General features: G+C 62.5%; 16 protein-coding genes. 14 read left to right on the forward strand and 2 right to left on the reverse strand.

Going from position 1 to position 16,361, the window contains the following annotated elements; all coding sequences use genetic code 11:
- The first annotated feature begins 39 nt into the window (after nt 1–39).
- Together ACP8ML_RS06045 and ACP8ML_RS06050 are read left to right on the forward strand one after the other, a co-directional pair.
- Nucleotides 40–435, forward strand: coding sequence for an ArsR/SmtB family transcription factor (locus ACP8ML_RS06045; protein ID WP_117189077.1), 396 nt, complete (start codon nt 40–42; stop codon nt 433–435).
- Nucleotides 436–547: 112 nt separating this feature from the next.
- Nucleotides 548–2,506, forward strand: coding sequence for a heavy metal translocating P-type ATPase (locus tag ACP8ML_RS06050; RefSeq protein WP_117189079.1), 1,959 nt, complete (start codon nt 548–550; stop codon nt 2,504–2,506).
- Here the strand turns inward: ACP8ML_RS06050 and ppk2 are convergent.
- Entirely contained in the window at nt 2,425–3,375 is a 951-nt protein-coding gene (gene ppk2 / locus ACP8ML_RS06055; RefSeq protein WP_015582679.1) for a polyphosphate kinase 2, read from the reverse strand. The two genes, ACP8ML_RS06050 and ppk2, sit on opposite strands and share 82 nt — an antisense overlap.
- Before the next feature lie 231 nt (nt 3,376–3,606).
- Between ppk2 and efp the strand changes: the two genes are divergently transcribed.
- The 12 genes from efp (at nt 3,607) to rpe (ending at nt 15,519) form a co-directional block, all read left to right on the forward strand.
- Nucleotides 3,607–4,176 (forward strand): elongation factor P, encoded by a 570-nt coding sequence (gene efp, locus ACP8ML_RS06060; RefSeq protein ID WP_016667663.1) that lies wholly within the window; start codon nt 3,607–3,609, stop codon nt 4,174–4,176.
- Nucleotides 4,173–4,865, forward strand: a complete 693-nt coding sequence (gene nusB, locus ACP8ML_RS06065) for a transcription antitermination factor NusB (RefSeq protein ID WP_069101361.1) — start codon at nt 4,173–4,175, stop codon at nt 4,863–4,865. The genes efp and nusB overlap by 4 nt, the downstream gene beginning before the upstream one ends.
- A gap of 90 nt (nt 4,866–4,955) precedes the next feature.
- A complete protein-coding gene (gene mihF, locus ACP8ML_RS06070; protein WP_016667665.1) occupies nt 4,956–5,273 on the forward strand; it encodes an integration host factor, actinobacterial type in 318 nt (105 codons plus the stop codon).
- 51 nt (nt 5,274–5,324) lie between these two features.
- Nucleotides 5,325–5,924: a guanylate kinase gene (gene gmk / locus ACP8ML_RS06075; protein ID WP_117189081.1), complete on the forward strand. Its 600-nt coding sequence runs from the start codon at nt 5,325–5,327 to the stop codon at nt 5,922–5,924.
- Between the two features lie 20 nt (nt 5,925–5,944).
- A complete protein-coding gene (rpoZ, locus tag ACP8ML_RS06080; protein ID WP_002516821.1) occupies nt 5,945–6,292 on the forward strand; it encodes a DNA-directed RNA polymerase subunit omega in 348 nt (115 codons plus the stop codon).
- Between the two features lie 12 nt (nt 6,293–6,304).
- Nucleotides 6,305–7,537, forward strand: coding sequence for a bifunctional phosphopantothenoylcysteine decarboxylase/phosphopantothenate--cysteine ligase CoaBC (gene coaBC / locus ACP8ML_RS06085; RefSeq protein WP_117189083.1), 1,233 nt, complete (start codon nt 6,305–6,307; stop codon nt 7,535–7,537).
- Nucleotides 7,538–7,577: 40 nt separating this feature from the next.
- Nucleotides 7,578–8,774, forward strand: a complete 1,197-nt coding sequence (gene metK / locus ACP8ML_RS06090; protein WP_065672873.1) for a methionine adenosyltransferase — start codon at nt 7,578–7,580, stop codon at nt 8,772–8,774.
- Between the two features lie 52 nt (nt 8,775–8,826).
- Entirely contained in the window at nt 8,827–10,836 is a 2,010-nt protein-coding gene (locus ACP8ML_RS06095; RefSeq protein ID WP_117189085.1) for a primosomal protein N', read from the forward strand.
- A 36-nt stretch (nt 10,837–10,872) separates the two neighbouring features.
- Nucleotides 10,873–11,820 (forward strand): methionyl-tRNA formyltransferase, encoded by a 948-nt coding sequence (gene fmt / locus ACP8ML_RS06100; RefSeq protein WP_065672771.1) that lies wholly within the window; start codon nt 10,873–10,875, stop codon nt 11,818–11,820.
- Nucleotides 11,817–13,181 (forward strand): RsmB/NOP family class I SAM-dependent RNA methyltransferase, encoded by a 1,365-nt coding sequence (locus ACP8ML_RS06105; RefSeq protein ID WP_117189087.1) that lies wholly within the window; start codon nt 11,817–11,819, stop codon nt 13,179–13,181. The genes fmt and ACP8ML_RS06105 overlap by 4 nt, the downstream gene beginning before the upstream one ends.
- A 395-nt stretch (nt 13,182–13,576) precedes the next feature.
- Nucleotides 13,577–14,422: a CAMP factor family pore-forming toxin gene (locus ACP8ML_RS06110; RefSeq protein ID WP_117189089.1), complete on the forward strand. Its 846-nt coding sequence runs from the start codon at nt 13,577–13,579 to the stop codon at nt 14,420–14,422.
- A gap of 425 nt (nt 14,423–14,847) precedes the next feature.
- On the forward strand, nt 14,848–15,519 hold the full coding sequence (rpe, locus tag ACP8ML_RS06115) for a ribulose-phosphate 3-epimerase (RefSeq protein WP_065672774.1): 672 nt from the start codon (nt 14,848–14,850) through the stop codon (nt 15,517–15,519).
- Nucleotides 15,520–15,528: 9 nt separating this feature from the next.
- Here rpe and ACP8ML_RS06120 read toward each other — a convergent pair whose 3' ends face one another.
- Entirely contained in the window at nt 15,529–16,335 is an 807-nt protein-coding gene (locus ACP8ML_RS06120) for a proteasome assembly chaperone family protein (protein WP_065672775.1), read from the reverse strand.
- Between the last annotated feature and the right edge of the window lie 26 nt (nt 16,336–16,361).

A 16,361-nucleotide genomic window follows, 5' to 3' on the forward strand; every position in this document is an offset into this window, starting at 1 on the left:
GGGTTGTCGCTCGGTACCGCCCACACCTACTATCTTCATATGCGCGAAGATATGAAGACATGCACATTTGGTGTCGACAGCGACTATGTCGACCTTGCAGCGGAGGTGTTCGCCTTGCTCGCCGACCCAACTCGCATCCGCATCATCCTCTCCCTTCGGGATGGAGAGATGTCCGTGAAGGACCTGGCCGATGTCGTGGGCAAACGCCCTACTGCTGTTTCCCAGCATCTGGCGAAATTGCGCATGGGTCGTATGGTCTCGGCCCGCCGCGACGGCACCACGATGTACTACAGCCTCACCGACGAGCATGCTCGCAATCTCGTGTCGCAGGCTGTCTTCCAGGCTGAGCACGAGGTTGATGTGATCCCGAGCCATCACATGGTTGAGATGACTCGGGCACGATCATGTCCTGCCCGCCAGTCGAGCAAGGCCTGAGTCCTTTGTTCCCGGGCTTTGCCCATCGAAGCCCGTTTCACGTTTCACGCCCACCAAGGCGCCTTTCCAGCGCGTGCACCTGCGCTGAGCACACTCACGTTCAGGAGATCACATGCCCACGTGGCGCGAACACATTGACATCAACCTCGCCTGGCGCGTCGCTCTCTGTGCCGTTGCGGCGGTCGTCGTCGGGCTGGGGCTCACGTGGCCGGGCCATCGTTTTCCTGCGGTTGGCATCATCTGCCTCATCATCGGTTGCTGGCCCTTCCTCGCTGAGGCCTTCGACGACCTGCGTCATGCCCATATGAGTATGGAGCTGTCGATGCTGCTCGCCATCGCTGCTGCCGCAGCCATCGGTGAATGGGTCACCGCACTCATGATCACCACATTCGTCCTCGTTGCCGAGATTCTCGAGGACTTGTCCATGGAACGTGGCCGTGACGCACTCACCGACCTCATGGCTTTCCTTCCCGACTCGGTCCGGGTGCGATGCAACGAGGGGATCATCGAGACGACGTTGGCCGGTGTGACCTCGGGGGACCTCGTCGTCATCTCCCCGGGAGACCGCATCGCCGTGGATGGACTCGTCGAAACTGGTGCATCCGAGGTGGACCAGTCCCGGATCACTGGAGAGCCGATGCCGGTGGCAGTACGGGGAGGGGATCGTGTCCTGGCAGGTTCGGTCAATCACGGAGGCGCCCTCGAGGTGCGGGTCGAGCACGTTGGTGCCAACTCCAGTTATGGCCAGATCGTCGAGGCTGTGCGCTCCGACCAGGACAGCCCAACCCCGGTTCAGCGGCTCAGCGATCGCGTTGCCACCTGGATCGTCGCAGCAGCCTTCCTCGCTGCAGTCATCACCTGGTTCGCGACCCATGACCTGCGAGCCACCATCTCGGTCATCGTCGTCGCCGGTGCATGTGGTGTTGCAGCTGGTACGCCACTGGCGATCCTGGCTGGCATGGCCCGGGTTGCCAGACGCGGAGCCTTCGTGAAAGGCGGCGTGCACCTGGAGCAACTAGGTCAGGTCGACACGGTGGTGATCGACAAGACCGGCACGATCACTGCTGGACAACCGACGGTTTCGGGGGTCGACCCGGCTGCGGGCTGGGCGGACGAGGATGTCCTCTCCCTGGCCGCATCCGTCGAGCAGTTCAGCGAACACCCGGTTGGCCGTGCCATCTGCGCGGCCGGTGACGTGACGGTCTCGATGGCCGAGGACTTCCGCTATGAGCCTGGACATGGTGTCTCAGGCGTCGTCGGCGGCCGCCGCGTCGAGGTCAGCAGACGCGTCCCGGCCGGGTTCTCCACAGACGCCATCGCTAGGTCATACGTGTGGGTGGACGACGAATGGATTGGCGCAATCCAGTTCGTTGATGAGATTCGTGAGACGTCCGCAGCAGCAATTGAGGAGTTGCATCGCATGGGGCTTCAGGTCGTCATGTTGTCGGGAGATGCGGAGGCAACAGCCAGACAAGTGGGCGATCAGGTCGGTGTTGACGAGGTCCGTGCTGGATTGCGTCCGATTGAAAAGGCCGATGTCATTTCGGAACTCATGGCATCGGAACGCAAGGTGGTCATGGTTGGTGATGGCGTCAACGACGCTCCCGCTCTTTCGGCAGCCACCGTTGGGGTGGGCATGGGCGCCGGTACCGAGATAGCTAGACGATCTGCCGACGTCGTCCTCATCTCCTCGGACCTTGCCGACCTCGTCGGCGCCGTCAGAACGGCTCGACGGGTGCGAGGCATCATCTGGTTCAACGTCGTCGGGACCCTGGCCGTGGATGCCCTCGGCATGGTCCTGGCCGCGACCGGAGCTCTCGGACCTCTCGGAGCGGCGCTGGTTCACGTCGGTAGTGAGACGGCCTTCATCCTCAACTCGGCACGGCTCATTCCCACGGGGTTCAACTCAGGTGAACGACGGCACCCAGAGTCACGTATCAGCCCCGTCGTCAGGGGCGCCGCCATCCACCCCCGGCGGGACAGCCTCCCTCAGTCTCCAACGGTGTCTCGGGCTCGACGTACCAACCGAGGATCGGGCTGGCCGACGACATCTTCGTCTTTGCCTTCGTAATCGTATTGGGACAGGAAATACCTCATGGCGTTGAGACGCGCGCGTTTCTTGTCATTGGACTTGACGCAAATCCACGGGGCAGCATCGGTGTCAGTCGCGGCGAACATCTCTTCCTTGGCGCGGGTGTAATCGTCCCAACGTCCCAAGGATTCCAAGTCCATCGGGGAGAGCTTCCAGCGGCGAACCGGATCGAGCTGACGAATTGCGAACCGAGTGCGCTGTTCCTGACGGGTTACCGAGAACCAGAATTTGGTGACGTGGATTCCCGACTCAATCATCATCTCCTCGAGTTTTGGGGCCTGGTGCAGGAAAATTCGATGCTCTTCGTCGGTACAGAATCCCATTACCCGTTCGACGCCGCCACGGTTGTACCAAGATCGGTCAAAGAGGACTATCTCGCCGGCAGTGGGAAAGTGCTGGATGTAACGCTGGAAGTTCCACTGACCGAGCTCGCGGTCCGAAGGCTTGTCGAGGGCGACGGTACGGCATCGACGGGGATTGAGATGCTCACTGAACCTCTTGATCGCGCCACCCTTCCCGGCTGCGTCGCGTCCCTCAAAGACGATGACGTGACGGTCGCCGGTGTCGTCAATGGAGTATTGGAGCTTGAGAAGCTCGATTTGCAGCAACCTTTTCTGAGTTTCGTACTCGCGCCTGTCCATGAGATTCGGATAGGGATAATCCTCATGCCAGGTCTCCACGGCGGAACCGTCTGGAGCGATGAGTTCGGGATCGTCTCCGTGCTCATCGGAATCGACGACATATCCGGCATCAGCGACCAGGTCAATGAATTCGCGCAGCGAGTGCTGGTCGGAATCCGTGGCGGGATCAAAGTGGGCGCGCAGCCCGGTGGAGTCAAGGTCGTGCATGATGTCAACGTTACTGAAGAGGTGTGCGGCCAAGGCCTCAATGACATGAACGGGACATGACGGGACCATGTCGTGGGGGCGGCGAGTGGTCCGCACCTGCCTGTCATGGGTCTGCCTTCCACCGGCATAGGGGGTTGAAGCCCTGCGTCCGCTAGACTTGCCCAGGGTGTCGGCTGGCGTGCCGCATCCTGATCCGTGATCGACGCAATTCATCTCGAAAGGGACCGACCTGTGGTTATCTCCACCAATGACATCAAGAACGGCACCGTTCTCAACCTCGACGGCCAGCTGTGGACGGTCATCTGGTTCCAGCACCACAAGCCGGGTAAGGGCAACACCGTCGTTCGGACCAAGCTGAAGCACGTGCTGAGTGGCAAGGTTGTGGACAAGACCTTCAACTCTGACGTCAAGATCGAGTCGGCCGAGGTTGATCGTCGCGACATGCAGTACCTGTACCAAGATGGCGACGTTTACGTCTTCATGGACGAGACCACCTACGACCAGCTGCCAATTCCTTCTGAGGTCGTCGGCGACGCCAAGGACTTCATGCTCGAGAACCAGACCGCCACCGTCGCCCTGCACGAGGGCAACCCGCTGTACATTGACCTGCCTGCCTCGGTCGAGCTCGAGATCACCTACACCGAGCCTGGCCTGCAGGGTGATCGTTCCACCGGCGGCACCAAGCCCGCCACCCTTGAGACCGGTCGCGAGATTCAGGTTCCGCTCTTCATCACCACCGGTGAGAAGATCAAGGTCGACACCCGCTCCGGCGACTACCTCGGTCGTATTTCCGAGAAGTGAGTACGAACATCACTCCGACGCCTGACGACGAGGGCCCCATCGAGAGGATCGGGGATCTCGAAGTCAAGCGCATCAGCGGAGACATCCAGAAGCACGCTGACCTCTCGACGCGGTCCAAGGCTCGCAAACAGGCCCTCGACATTCTGTTCGAGGCTGACCTCATGGGTACCGACACCCTCGAGGTCTTGGCCGCCCGCCCGGGCGTCTTCACCAACCCGGTACGCCCGTTCGCGGCTGATCTGGTTCGCGGGGTGGCTGCCTCTCAGGCTGGCCTGGACTCAGTCCTCACCGATTGTCTGTCCGAGGGCTGGACGTTGGATCGGATGCCGCGCGTCGATCGTGTCCTCGCCCGCCTGGCCACCTTCGAGATTCTGCACACGGATACGCCGGACCCGGCCGTCATCTCTGAGGCCATTGAGCTGAGTGAGGAGTTCTCGACCGATGACTCGGCGCCATTCCTCAACGGTTTGCTGAACGCCGTCGTTGCTCATGGCCCTGCTCGGGTGGAGGACGTGTCCTCTGCGGACGTTGTCTCCCCGGAGGCTGCTGGTGACGGCGAGAACGCGGCCGAAAAATCAGTGGTGGAGGAGTCCGCTGACGGGGCAGATCTGGAATCGGAAGAACATCCGACATCCAACGATCACGAATTGGACACAGATCCCCACGAATCGTCCCCAGGCTCCGACTAAGCAGACTAGTGTACCGAAGGTCTCCACCAGGGTTCTGGTGGAGACCTTCCGCACTGTTCGGAATGGCTGCACACTTGATCGGAGGGGCTCGTGTCCATACCCACTCTTTCACCGGAACAGCTTTCGGCTGCTCGTGAAGCAGCGACACGGGCCAGGCGAGTCCGAGCTGAGTTCAAGGCGAGGGTTCGCGCCGGGGACCTGTCGTTGTCCGAGGCCTTGGACGAGGCTGCCGAGGATGATGTACTCGCCCACGTCAAGGTTGTTGACCTGCTGAAGGCCCTTCCTCGCGTGGGGGAGAAGCGCGCTGCCGAGATCATGGAGCGTCTCGATATCGCCCCGAATCGCCGCATTCGTGGCCTGGGCAGACATCAGATCGCCGGCCTGCGTGCCGAGTTCGACCGTTGTTGAGGTTCTTCACCCCTGCGCGACGTCGTCGCCATTGACCACTAGGGTGTTGCCATGAGCAGCGACCCCGTCATCCCACAGGCCCGTGGTCTTCGACACGACCATCCCGTCACGGTGGCCGTCGTCTCAGGGCCAACAGCCGTCGGCAAGGGAACCGTAGTCGGCGCGTTGTTGCGTCGTCACCCCGAGATCGTCGTCTCGAGGTCGGTGACGACCCGTCCACCTCGCCCCACTGAGCGCGACGGCATCGATTACGACTTCGTCACCCCGGCGCAGTTCGACGAGCTTGTCGACGGTGACGGGCTGCTGGAGTGGGCCGTCGTCCACAACAGCCACCGGTATGGCACCCCACGCGAACCCGTTGAGAAGGCGGTTGCGGACGATCGCACCGTCATCCTTGAAATCGATCTTCAGGGTGCCCGCCAGGTGCGCGAGACATATCCGCAGGCCACGCAGATCTTTCTCGCCCCGCCATCGTGGGACGAGCTCGTCCACCGTTTGATCGGTAGGGGGACGGAGACCCACGAACAGCGGGAGCGCCGGTTGCAGACGGCTCGTGTGGAGCTGGCGAACGCCAATGAGTTCGACGCCGTGGTCGTCAACGACACCGTGGACCATGCCGTTGCTTCTCTGGTAGAGTTGCTGGGTCTATGACCATACTGGGAGGACATTCCTTGACCGAGACCACGCCTGAAGGCATCGTCAACCCGCCCATCGACCAGCTCCTCGAGCACGTCGACTCGAAGTACCGCCTCGTTCTCTTCGCCGCGAAGCGCGCCCGTCAGATCAATGCGTATTACTCGCAGCTGGCGGAGGGCCTGCTGGAGAACGTCGGCCCGCTCGTGGAGACCACCAACCAGGAGAAGCCGCTGTCCATCGCCATGCGTGAGATCCAGGCCGGTGTCGTTGAGGCCCATGAGATGGACGCCGAGGAGATCGCTGCTCAGGCCGCTGCGGCCCAGGAGGCCCCGGCCATCGAGCTCGACGATCCCTTCGCCGACCTCGCTGATCCGAACGCCTGATTTGAGTCTGGCGTGAGTGTCGTCGTCCTCGGTGTCGGAGGAGGAATCGCCGCCTACAAGGCGTGTCTGCTCTCGCGGCTCCTCTCCGAAGCCGGTCATGAGGTCCACGTCGTCCCCACCAGGACTGCCCTCGAATTTGTCGGTCGTCCCACGTGGGAGGCGCTGAGTGGACATCCGGTCCACACCGAGGTCTTTGACGACGTTCCCGGCGTCGAGCACATTCGGTTGGCCGAGCGTGCCGACGTGGTCGTCGTTGCTCCGGCGACCGCCGATCTCATGGCGCGTATCGCTGGTGGTCACGCCGACGACCTCCTGACGACGACGATTCTCGCCACGTCCGCGCCGGTTCTGCTGGCTCCTGCCATGCACACCGGGATGTGGCAGAATCCAGCCACCGTCGACAATGTCGCGACCCTTCGTCGTCATGGCATCGTCGTCAAGGATCCTGCATCCGGGCGCCTCACCGGTCGGGACTCCGGTCCTGGGCGACTACCTGATCCGGATGAGATCGCCGAATTCGTTGAGCTGTTGCTGGCCTGTCCGGATGCCGCTTACGCAATGTGTCGCCGGGACCTTGCAGGGAAACGCGTCGTCATCTCGCTGGGTGGCACCCGCGAGGCCATCGACCCAGTGCGTTACCTCGGAAACTCCTCATCCGGACGGATGGGGAAGGCGATCGCTCAAGTGGCAGCTGCTCGAGGTGCGGACGTTCACGTCGTTGCAGCTCACGTCGATGTCGCCATACCGTCCTGTGTCGAGGTGACGCGGATCGACAGCACTGAAGACCTTGCCGAGGCCATGGACGATCTGGCACCTCACGCCGATGTCGTCATTCAGGCCGTTGCTGCCGCCGATTTCGCACCGGTGGTCGCCGACACCAAGATCAAGAAACACGAGGGGGACTCCGCTGTCGGCGCGACGACGTCCCTCGAACTCCACCAGACTCCCGACGTCCTGGCCCGGATCTGTGCCCAATCGGTACCGCATCGGGTCGTCGTCGGGTTTGCCGCCGAGACGGCACCTGACCGTGCCCAGCTCCTTGAGCTGGCGCAGGCCAAACTCGCCCGCAAGGGATGCGACCTATTGGTCGTCAACGACGTGAGCGAGGGGAAGGTGTTCGGCAAGGTCGGCACCGACGTCACCGTGGTCCACCAGCAGGGGCCCGGTCGACGCGTCACCGGATCGAAGTCGCAGGCTGCAGTAGCGGTCCTCGACGAGGTCCACACGCTGCTGGCCACTCAGTAACACGATGCGCGGCTTGTGGCCGCGCGGACAGGAAACCATCATGCCCACCACTCGTCTGTTCACATCCGAATCGGTGACGGAAGGCCATCCCGACAAGATTGCTGACGCGATCTCTGATGCCGTCCTCGATGCTCTCCTTGCCGAGGATCCCCATTCCCACGCAGCCGTGGAAACGGTCGTGACGACTGGTCAGGTGATGGTCTGCGGCGAGGTCACCACTGAGGCCTACGTCGACATCGCGGGTATTGCTCGTTCCCGCATCCTTGAGATCGGCTATGACTCCTCGGCCAAGGGCTTCGACGGTGCTTCCTGTGGCGTCTCGGTCGCGATTGATGCCCAGAGCCCCGACATTGCCCAGGGCGTGACCTCAGCCTACGAAACTCGGCATGGTTCCACTGACCTTATCGACGCTCAGGGCGCTGGCGACCAGGGCCTGATGTTCGGATATGCCTGCACCGAGACCCCGTCCCTCATGCCACTTCCGATCGACATGGCCCACGCCCTGTCCCTGCAACTCACCAAGGTCCGCAAGGAGGGCGCGCTGGACTACCTGTGCCCCGACGGCAAGACCCAGGTGACGATCCGTTACGACGAGAACGACAAGCCGGTAGCGGTGGACACCGTCGTCGTCTCCAGCCAGCATCGCGACGGGGTAGACATCGACGCGACGATGACCCCTGATCTGCGTCACCTGGTCATCGACCCGGTGCTGGAGCGCTACGACCTTGATCACAAGGACATGAGGGTGCTCGTCAACCCGACCGGCAAGTTCGTCATCGGTGGCCCCATGGGCGACGCCGGTCTGACCGGTCGCAAGATCATCGTCGACACCTATGGCGGCATGGCCCGTCACGGTGGCGGTGCCTTCTCCGGCAAGGACCCCTCCAAGGTCGACCGTTCCGCTGCCTACGCCATGCGCTGGGTGGCCAAGAACGTCGTCGCCGCAGGTCTGGCCGACCGCTGCGAGTGCCAGGTGGCTTACGCCATCGGTGCCGCGCGTCCAGTGGGATTCCGCATCGACACCTTCGGGACCAACCATGTTCCCGAGATCGAGATCGAGCGCGCAGTCACCGAGGTCTTCGACCTTCGTCCCGGGGCGATCATTAAGAACCTCGACCTGCTTCGTCCGATTTACTCCCAGCTCGTCGCCGGAGGACACTTCGGACGCGAGCTCCCCGGCATCACCTGGGAGGTGACGGACCGTGCCGAGGCCTTGGCCGCGGCCGCCCGTCTCTGAGAGAACACCACCTGTCGCGATGCCGTCGGTGGTGGGCCGTAGCATCTGACCCATGACCGAACCGCTGCTCGAGACGACCACATGGATTGCCCATGTGGTCGTCTCCTCTGGTTTGGCGCACCTAGACCGTCCCTTCGACTACCTCATCCCTGATGACCTCGTCGGTCGGATTCAGGTGGGTGCGCGGGTCAGGGTGAAACTCGCCGGACGGCTGTGTGACGGCGTCGTGATGGTGGTCGACCACGAACAGGAACCAGGGGTCAAGCTTTCCCCGGTCGTGAAGTTGATCTCAGAACAGGTCGTGTCGACCCCGAACCAGCTCAGGCTGGCTCGTAAGGTTGCCGATCACTGGGCTGGCACTCTCGACGAGGTGCTCAGGTGGGCCATTCCGACCCGTCACGCGACGACAGAGGCTGCTGACCCGCCGCCGTGGCCAGTCCCGTCCGCGACGATGCCGTCAGGCACCTTGCGGGCTCTCACGGATGGACGTCATTTCCTCGACTTGGTGGCAGCCGGCGAGCGTCCCCGAGCTCATTGGCGGGTCACTCCGGTATGCGGTCCGGGAGATGACGAAGGTCTGGGGGACTGGGGCAATGGCCTGTTGCAGGCCGTCTCCGCAGCTCTTGCCTCCGGGCGTAGTGCCATTGTCTGCTGTCCGACCGTCGAGGATGTCACCGCCCTCCATTCCAGGTTCGAAGCCGTCCTGGGGGCGGGGACGGTGGCCGTCCTCCACGCTGATCAACCGGCGTCGACGAGATGGCGTCATTATCTGGCCGTCATTCGTGGCACGGCCAAGGTCGTCATCGGCACCAGGTCAGCTGTCATGGCCCCCGTCGAGAACCTCGGACTGGTCGCAGTGTGGGACGAGGGCTCTGACCTCCATGACGAACCGCGAGCTCCCTACCCGAACACCCGAGATGTCGCCGCCCTACGAGCCCAGGTCGATCACGGCGCCCTGCTGTTGGCGAGCTATTCCTGCTCGGTTCGCAGTGCGTCCTGGCTGAGGTCAGGCTGGCTCGTGGGCATTGGGGCAGACCGTCAGACGATGAGATCTGTCTGTGCTCCGGTGCGCGTCCCAGGGGATTCCGACTTCGCTCTGGAACGAGATCCGTTGGCCCGATCCGTGCGGTTGCCCGATCTGGCCATGACGACGATCCGTGAGGGGTTGCTGCGTGGACCGGTCCTGGTGTCGGTGCCTCGAGTTGGGGATCTGGTCTCACCATCCTGCTCGGTGTGTCGGACACCCGTGAGATGCCCTTCCTGCGGCGGCCCGGTGACAGGACGGCGTACTGACACGGGAGTTGACCTTCACTGCACTTGGTGCGGCACCCATCTACCTCGGTGGCGTTGCCCCGAGTGCGGTTCCACCGACGTCAGGTCCGGAATCGTCGGAGCGACGACGACGGCCGGCGAACTGGGCCGCGCCTTCCCGGACGTGCCCGTCGTCGACTCCTCGGGAAACCACGTGCGAGACAGCGTCGACCCAGCTCCCAGACTCGTCGTCGCCACGCCGGGGGCTGAACCAGCGCCGGAATCGGGATACGCCTGCGCCGTCATCCTCGATGCGCTGTCCTCCCTGTCTCGACCGGGGCTGGCTGCGGTGGAGCAGACCGTTGATCGCTGGATGGCGATCATGGCCCTCGTCAGATCAGTTCGCGATGGCGGGCGGGTGGTCGTCGTCGGCCCATCGGAGGATGCTGCCTTGCAGGCCATGGTTCGCAACGATCCCATCGGTTGGGCGGCCCGTGAGCTCGAAGACCGACGAGAGGCTCGGTTCCCACCCGCGGTTCCCTGTGGGATCGTCGACGGGGAACCGCAAGCGGTCGCCCTGGCAACCGAGCGACTGAACGCGGACATGGGGGACAAGCTGGAAGTACTGGGCCCGGCCCCTCAACAGCGGCGAGCTGGAGAGAGTGAGCGTGACCGGATCATCGTGCGTCCGGTGGGACAACTCTCCGTCGGGGAGTTGTCCTCAACTCTGTTCCACCTGCGTTCCAAACACACCATGAACCATGAGCAGGGCACTCTGCGCGTCGTCATCGATCCTGCGCATCTCTTGTGAAGCCGGCAGGCGTTGCCCGGCCGATAGGCTGGAAGGGTGAAATTACTTTTCGCTGGCACCCCGGACGTAGCCGTCCCCACCCTGACGGCCCTTGTTGACGACCCACATCATGAGGTCGTTGCCGTCCTGACCCGGCCTGACGCCGCAGTAGGGCGTCACCGCACACCCCGTCCCTGCCCCGTCGCCAAGGCCGCCGAGGATCTTGGCATTCGCGTCATCAAGGCAACCAGCGTGAAGTCCGGCGAGGGACACGACGCCGTCGCGGCCCTCGACATTGATGCCGCAGTCGTTGTCGCTTATGGCGGTCTCATCCCCACTGATCTCCTGGCTGCGCCGGAACATGGTTGGATCAATCTGCACTTCTCCCTGTTGCCCCGTTGGAGGGGAGCTGCCCCGGTGCAGCGGGCCATCATGGCTGGGGACGAGGAGACGGGTGCCTGCGTCTTCCAACTCGTCAAGGACCTCGACGCCGGACCGGTGTATCGCTCCATGACAGTGCCGATTGGCGAGACGACCACAGCTGGTGAGCTCCTTGACGAACTGGCCCAGACCGCGACCCCGCTGGTGACTCAGACACTCGAGGACATCGATTCCGGGATCGAGCCGACGCCTCAGTCGTCTGAAGGGGTGACGACCGCCCCACAGATACACCCAGGTGACGTCCGCATTGATCTGACGGCTCCTGCCGAGGAGATCGACCATCTGGTCCGTGGCACGTCCCCGACCCCGGGAGCATGGGCTGAACTCGATGACAAGCGCTTCAAAGTGTTGCGCACCTGCCACCTTGGCCCCGACGCCACGGTCCCGGACACCGTGACGACGGCTCAACCGGGCCAGCTCGTCGCCACCCGCAAACAGCTCTTCCTCGGGACTGGTTCTCGGCCCCTCGAACTGCTGCAGGTCCAGGCTTTCGGGAAGAAGGCCATGAACGGAGCTGACTGGGCGCGAGGCGCAGGGATTGACGCCGGAACCAGGCTGCGATGAATCAGCGTCCCCACCAGAAACGCCGCAAGACGGATCCAGCACGACGGCTGGCATACACCGCACTGTTGGCCGTCGAAACCCATGGTGCCTATGCCAACCTTGCCCTGGCCGACCAATTGCGTGCCACCGGGATGACCGGACGTGACGCGGCGTTCGCGACCGAGCTCGTCGACGGCACCTCCCGCGGATCGGGTACCTGGGATCGCATCATTGAGGCGGCATCAGGGCGAAACCCTGCCAAACTCCAGCCCGGAGTGCGCGTCGTCCTACGGATGGCGGCACACCAGATCCTTGCCATGAGGGTGCCCACCCGGGCTGCTGTGGCTACTTCGGTGGATTTGTCCCGTCAAGTCATCGGAGAACGAGTAACAGGTCTTGTCAACGCTGTATCCCGGCGCATCAGCACCCACAGCCTCGAGGAATGGGCCAGTGAGATCGGTGGACGCGAGGGCGTCGACGTCATGGCCCTGCGAACCCTGCACCCGACCTGGATCGTCAAGGCCTTCCAGGATCGTCTTGGAACTGACGAGGTGGAGGCCGCTCTGCTGGCGGACAACGAGCCGCCGGTCCCGACCCTGGTCGTCCGCCCTGGCCTCGCTGAGCGCGACGAAATTGAGTCTGGGACCCCAACTCGGTATTCCCCATGGGGTGTCGTGCGTCCAGGAAACCCGTCCGATGTCACTGCGGTGCGTGAGGGGAGGGTCGGCGTACAAGATGAGGGCTCTCAATTGGTGATCCTGGCCTTGCTTCATGCAGCCGAGGCGAATGGCAATTTTGGTCAATGGCTGGATCTCTGTGCCGGACCGGGTGGCAAATCCGCGCTCCTGGCCGGACTCGCGAACCAGCACAACACCAATCTGACCGCGGTGGAACTGCATGAACATCGTGCTGATCTCGTGGCGAAGGCCCTCAAGACCATCCCGGGCAACCATCGCGTCATGACTGCCGACGGCATGTGCCCGCCACTTCCAGCTCGGTCTTTTGACTCCGTCCTTGCTGATGTGCCGTGTTCGGGTCTGGGATCCCTGCGCAGACGTCCAGAAGCGCGCTGGCGTCGTACTCCTGCTGACGTCGAGGAGTTGACGCACCTGCAGCGTCGACTTCTTACCTCGGCGGTCAATCTCAGCCGACCAGGTGGGATCGTCGGATACGTCACGTGCTCACCGCACCGAGCCGAAACCATCGACATCATTGAGTATGCTCGCGCGTCCCTGCCAGTTGACGTCCTCGACACTCCTGCCATGCTCCCGGGCATTCCTGGTATCGCTGCGTCCGGAAACTCAAACGCCATCCAACTGTGGCCACATCGTCACGGCACCGATGCCATGTTTTGCGCATTGTTCCGCATACACGATGAGTGAGGAATGCGATCATCAGGCATATGTGTGGCTGAAGGATGTCAACGACATCCCAAGATGCAAAAACAGTCCAATCCACGCTGACGTCGGCACTTGACGCACTGGATATTTCCGGAAGCGGGGCCGAGGGGTGTGGTTGCCCCGGGTCGGTGGGCAACCACACCGTAGGTCAGAACGTGCTACATGTGACATGGGTCGGCAGCAGTCTTGGTGCGCGTGGTGCTCGACACGGTGTGGAGGACGAAAGTTAGCTCTCGTCATCCTGCGAGGTTCCTTGGTATACATGCAGGTAGCTTTTTGGGGGATATCCCGGCTTTTCCATTCTCAGCACTCGGTCTCGTCTGCGATCGTGATGTGGTCCGAGGTCGCGGACACGTCGCTCTAACGAGGAGAACCTCATGAGGATCAAATTGATCGCCGCCCCACTGGTTGCCGGTGCCCTGATGGCTCCAGCCGCTCTTTCTACCCCCGCAGCTCACGCTGCCGTACCGGCTGTTTCCGCCGTGTCGAGTAATACCTCTGATGCATACGCATTGCTCGGCGATGTCAATAATCGTATTGACTCGCTGACCAATGATCTCAAGGTCGCCAAGGTATCTCTGTCTCCTAAGGAAGTCATCGATACCATTTCGGACCTCCTGAAGCAGGCCAAGATTCTTAAGGCCCAGCTTGAGAAGGTCATCAAGGGAGTCACCACCTTCGTCAAGTCGCTTCCGGCTCGTGTCGAGTTGTTCCTGACCATGTGCGACACCACGCACACCGCAACTCTCACCATCCAAGACAAGGTGCAGAACGCGCATACTGTCGTGTTCGATGAGATTGCCCACGCCATCAACGTGCTGATTTCTCTTGATTCCACCCCCGCGCAGTTGACCGACGAGGTGGCTGCGCTCAAGAAGGCTCTCGCTACAGCTCAGGCCATGCCTGACCTTAAGCCGACCGATGTTGCCACCAAGTTCGTGCGCGCCAAACTGGGACGCTTGATGGCGCAAGTTCTGTTTGATCGCGACACGTGCGTCATCAATTACAAGGACAACGACACCATCCGTCTGCTCAACCGTGCCATCGACAGGGCTGGTCTCATTCGTGGTAACGCATGGGTGCGGGTCGCCGAAGTCGACCAGGCCATGAAGGACCTCAAGGTCGCCTACCAGGATGCCCTCAAGGCCCCGAACAAGAAGGGTGCTCCGGCCTCGCCATCCTTCTGCATGCCGGCTGCCAATGCTCCGATAACTCTTGCCTGATACCAATGATCCTCGGGGCCACGGTGGTGGTCCCGAGGATCGCCTTAAGTGTGGCTGGTTATGTCAGTCGTGATCAATGTCCTTTCCACATCCGGGGCAATGGCGTGAGTCGCAGTCGTCACCGGTGGATGATGCGGAAGCCACGATGTTGGTGATGATGCATCGAAAGGGTATTGCGGATGTCCACCTGTGACAGTTACCGAATCGGCCACCGTCCAGTGGCCGTGCATCGCGACATGTCACGGGTCAGGCGTCGGTGTTCCTGCACTCGAGCCTGTGTCGATAGTTGACGAGCGACGCGGTAGTCGTCTTCATCAACTCTGGGTACCCCATCACTTCAAGCGGGGGTGGTGGGTCACGGTGTTAACGTCGTAGCAAGGAGAGTCCTTCCCCGCGGCCTCCGTATGACCCTCTAGGCTGGCAGCATGACAGTTCGCATCACGCCGTCCATCTTGAATGCCAATTTGGCCAGCCTCTCCGATGAGGTGGGACGAATCCCGTCAGCAGACGGTTTGCATATCGACGTCATGGACGGCCACTTCGTGCCGAACCTCGTCATGGGAGCACCTTTTGTGGCATCCCTGCGTCCAACCACTGACCTCATGTTTGACGTCCACCTCATGATCGAGGACCCCGACAGGTGGGCACCGCAATATGTCGAGGCCGGTGCCCAGTCAGTCACATTCCATCTGGAAGCTGCCACTGCGCCCATCAAGCTGGCTCGGGAACTCCGGGCGATGGGAGCGCGAGCATCCGTGGCACTGCGTCCGGCGACCCCAGTCGAGCAGCTCGCTGGTTTCCTGACCGAGTTTGACCAGATTCTCCTCATGACCGTGGAGCCTGGATTCGGCGGACAGAAATTCCTCGATCCCGTTCTCGCCAAGATCCGTAGTGCACGCAAACTCATTGACGCATCCGGGGCGGACATCTGGTTGCAGATTGACGGCGGAGTCTCGGCTGACACCATTGAGCGCGCTGCCGAGGCCGGGGCTGACACCTTCGTGGCGGGTTCTGCCGTCTACCGATCCGATGACCCCGACCAGGTCGTCACCTCACTGCGCAATCAGGCTCAGGCGGCCCAGGACTGCTGCCACTGAGTACTGCGGTCAGGTACCGCGGTGGCGTAGATAGGACTGAAACTCCACGGCCAGGACGTCTCCCGTAAGCCCCTCGGGCAGGGTGGCATCCTGTTCCGTCTCGAGGGCTGCGACGTACTCGGCCAGTTCGGGATGCTCAGACAGGGCCTCGTCAATGGCTCCGACCCATTCTCGCTTGTCCTCCTCGAGACCAGCTTGCGGCACGGCAATCCCGGTGAGTTCCTCGATCCGGACAAGGAGGGACTGCACAGCCGGAGGGCAAGGGGATTCACAGGCGTATTGCGGCACACCGACCCACAGCCCGATGGCGTTGAAGTCGTGGTGCCGTGCCTCTGTGACAAGGACGAAGGGGATGCCCGTCGGGCCGTCGTACTCGAGCTTCTCCGCCCCCAGGGCACTGACGAGGTCAGGGTCGGTCGTCGAGACCATCACGGGCAATTGCCGTGTGTGGGCGACATCAGTGGCCATCGCGCCAAGCACGACGAGACCAGCCGGTTTGAGCTTGCGTAGTCGCCGCAGCAAGCGGAAGCAGTAGGTTCGCCAGCGCAGACTTGGCTCAGGACCGGTGACGATGACGATCGGCTGGCCTTGCCACCTGCCAACACGGATCGTCGTGCACGGCCAGTTGACGATTTCGACGTCATTCATGACGGTGATGGCAGGACGGGTCTGACGGAAGTCGTGGAACTCCTCGCCACCAATCGTCCGCCAGGTTTTTGCCTCGGAGTACTCAGCGATGAGGGTCGCCGCTTGGGTGGCGGCCGAGCCGGCGTCGTTCCAGCCACTGAAGGCCACCACGACCCATGGCCGGTCCATGTGTCGAAATCGCATGGTGCCAAGGC

The organism is Cutibacterium sp. LaCa_255, assembly GCF_057458005.1.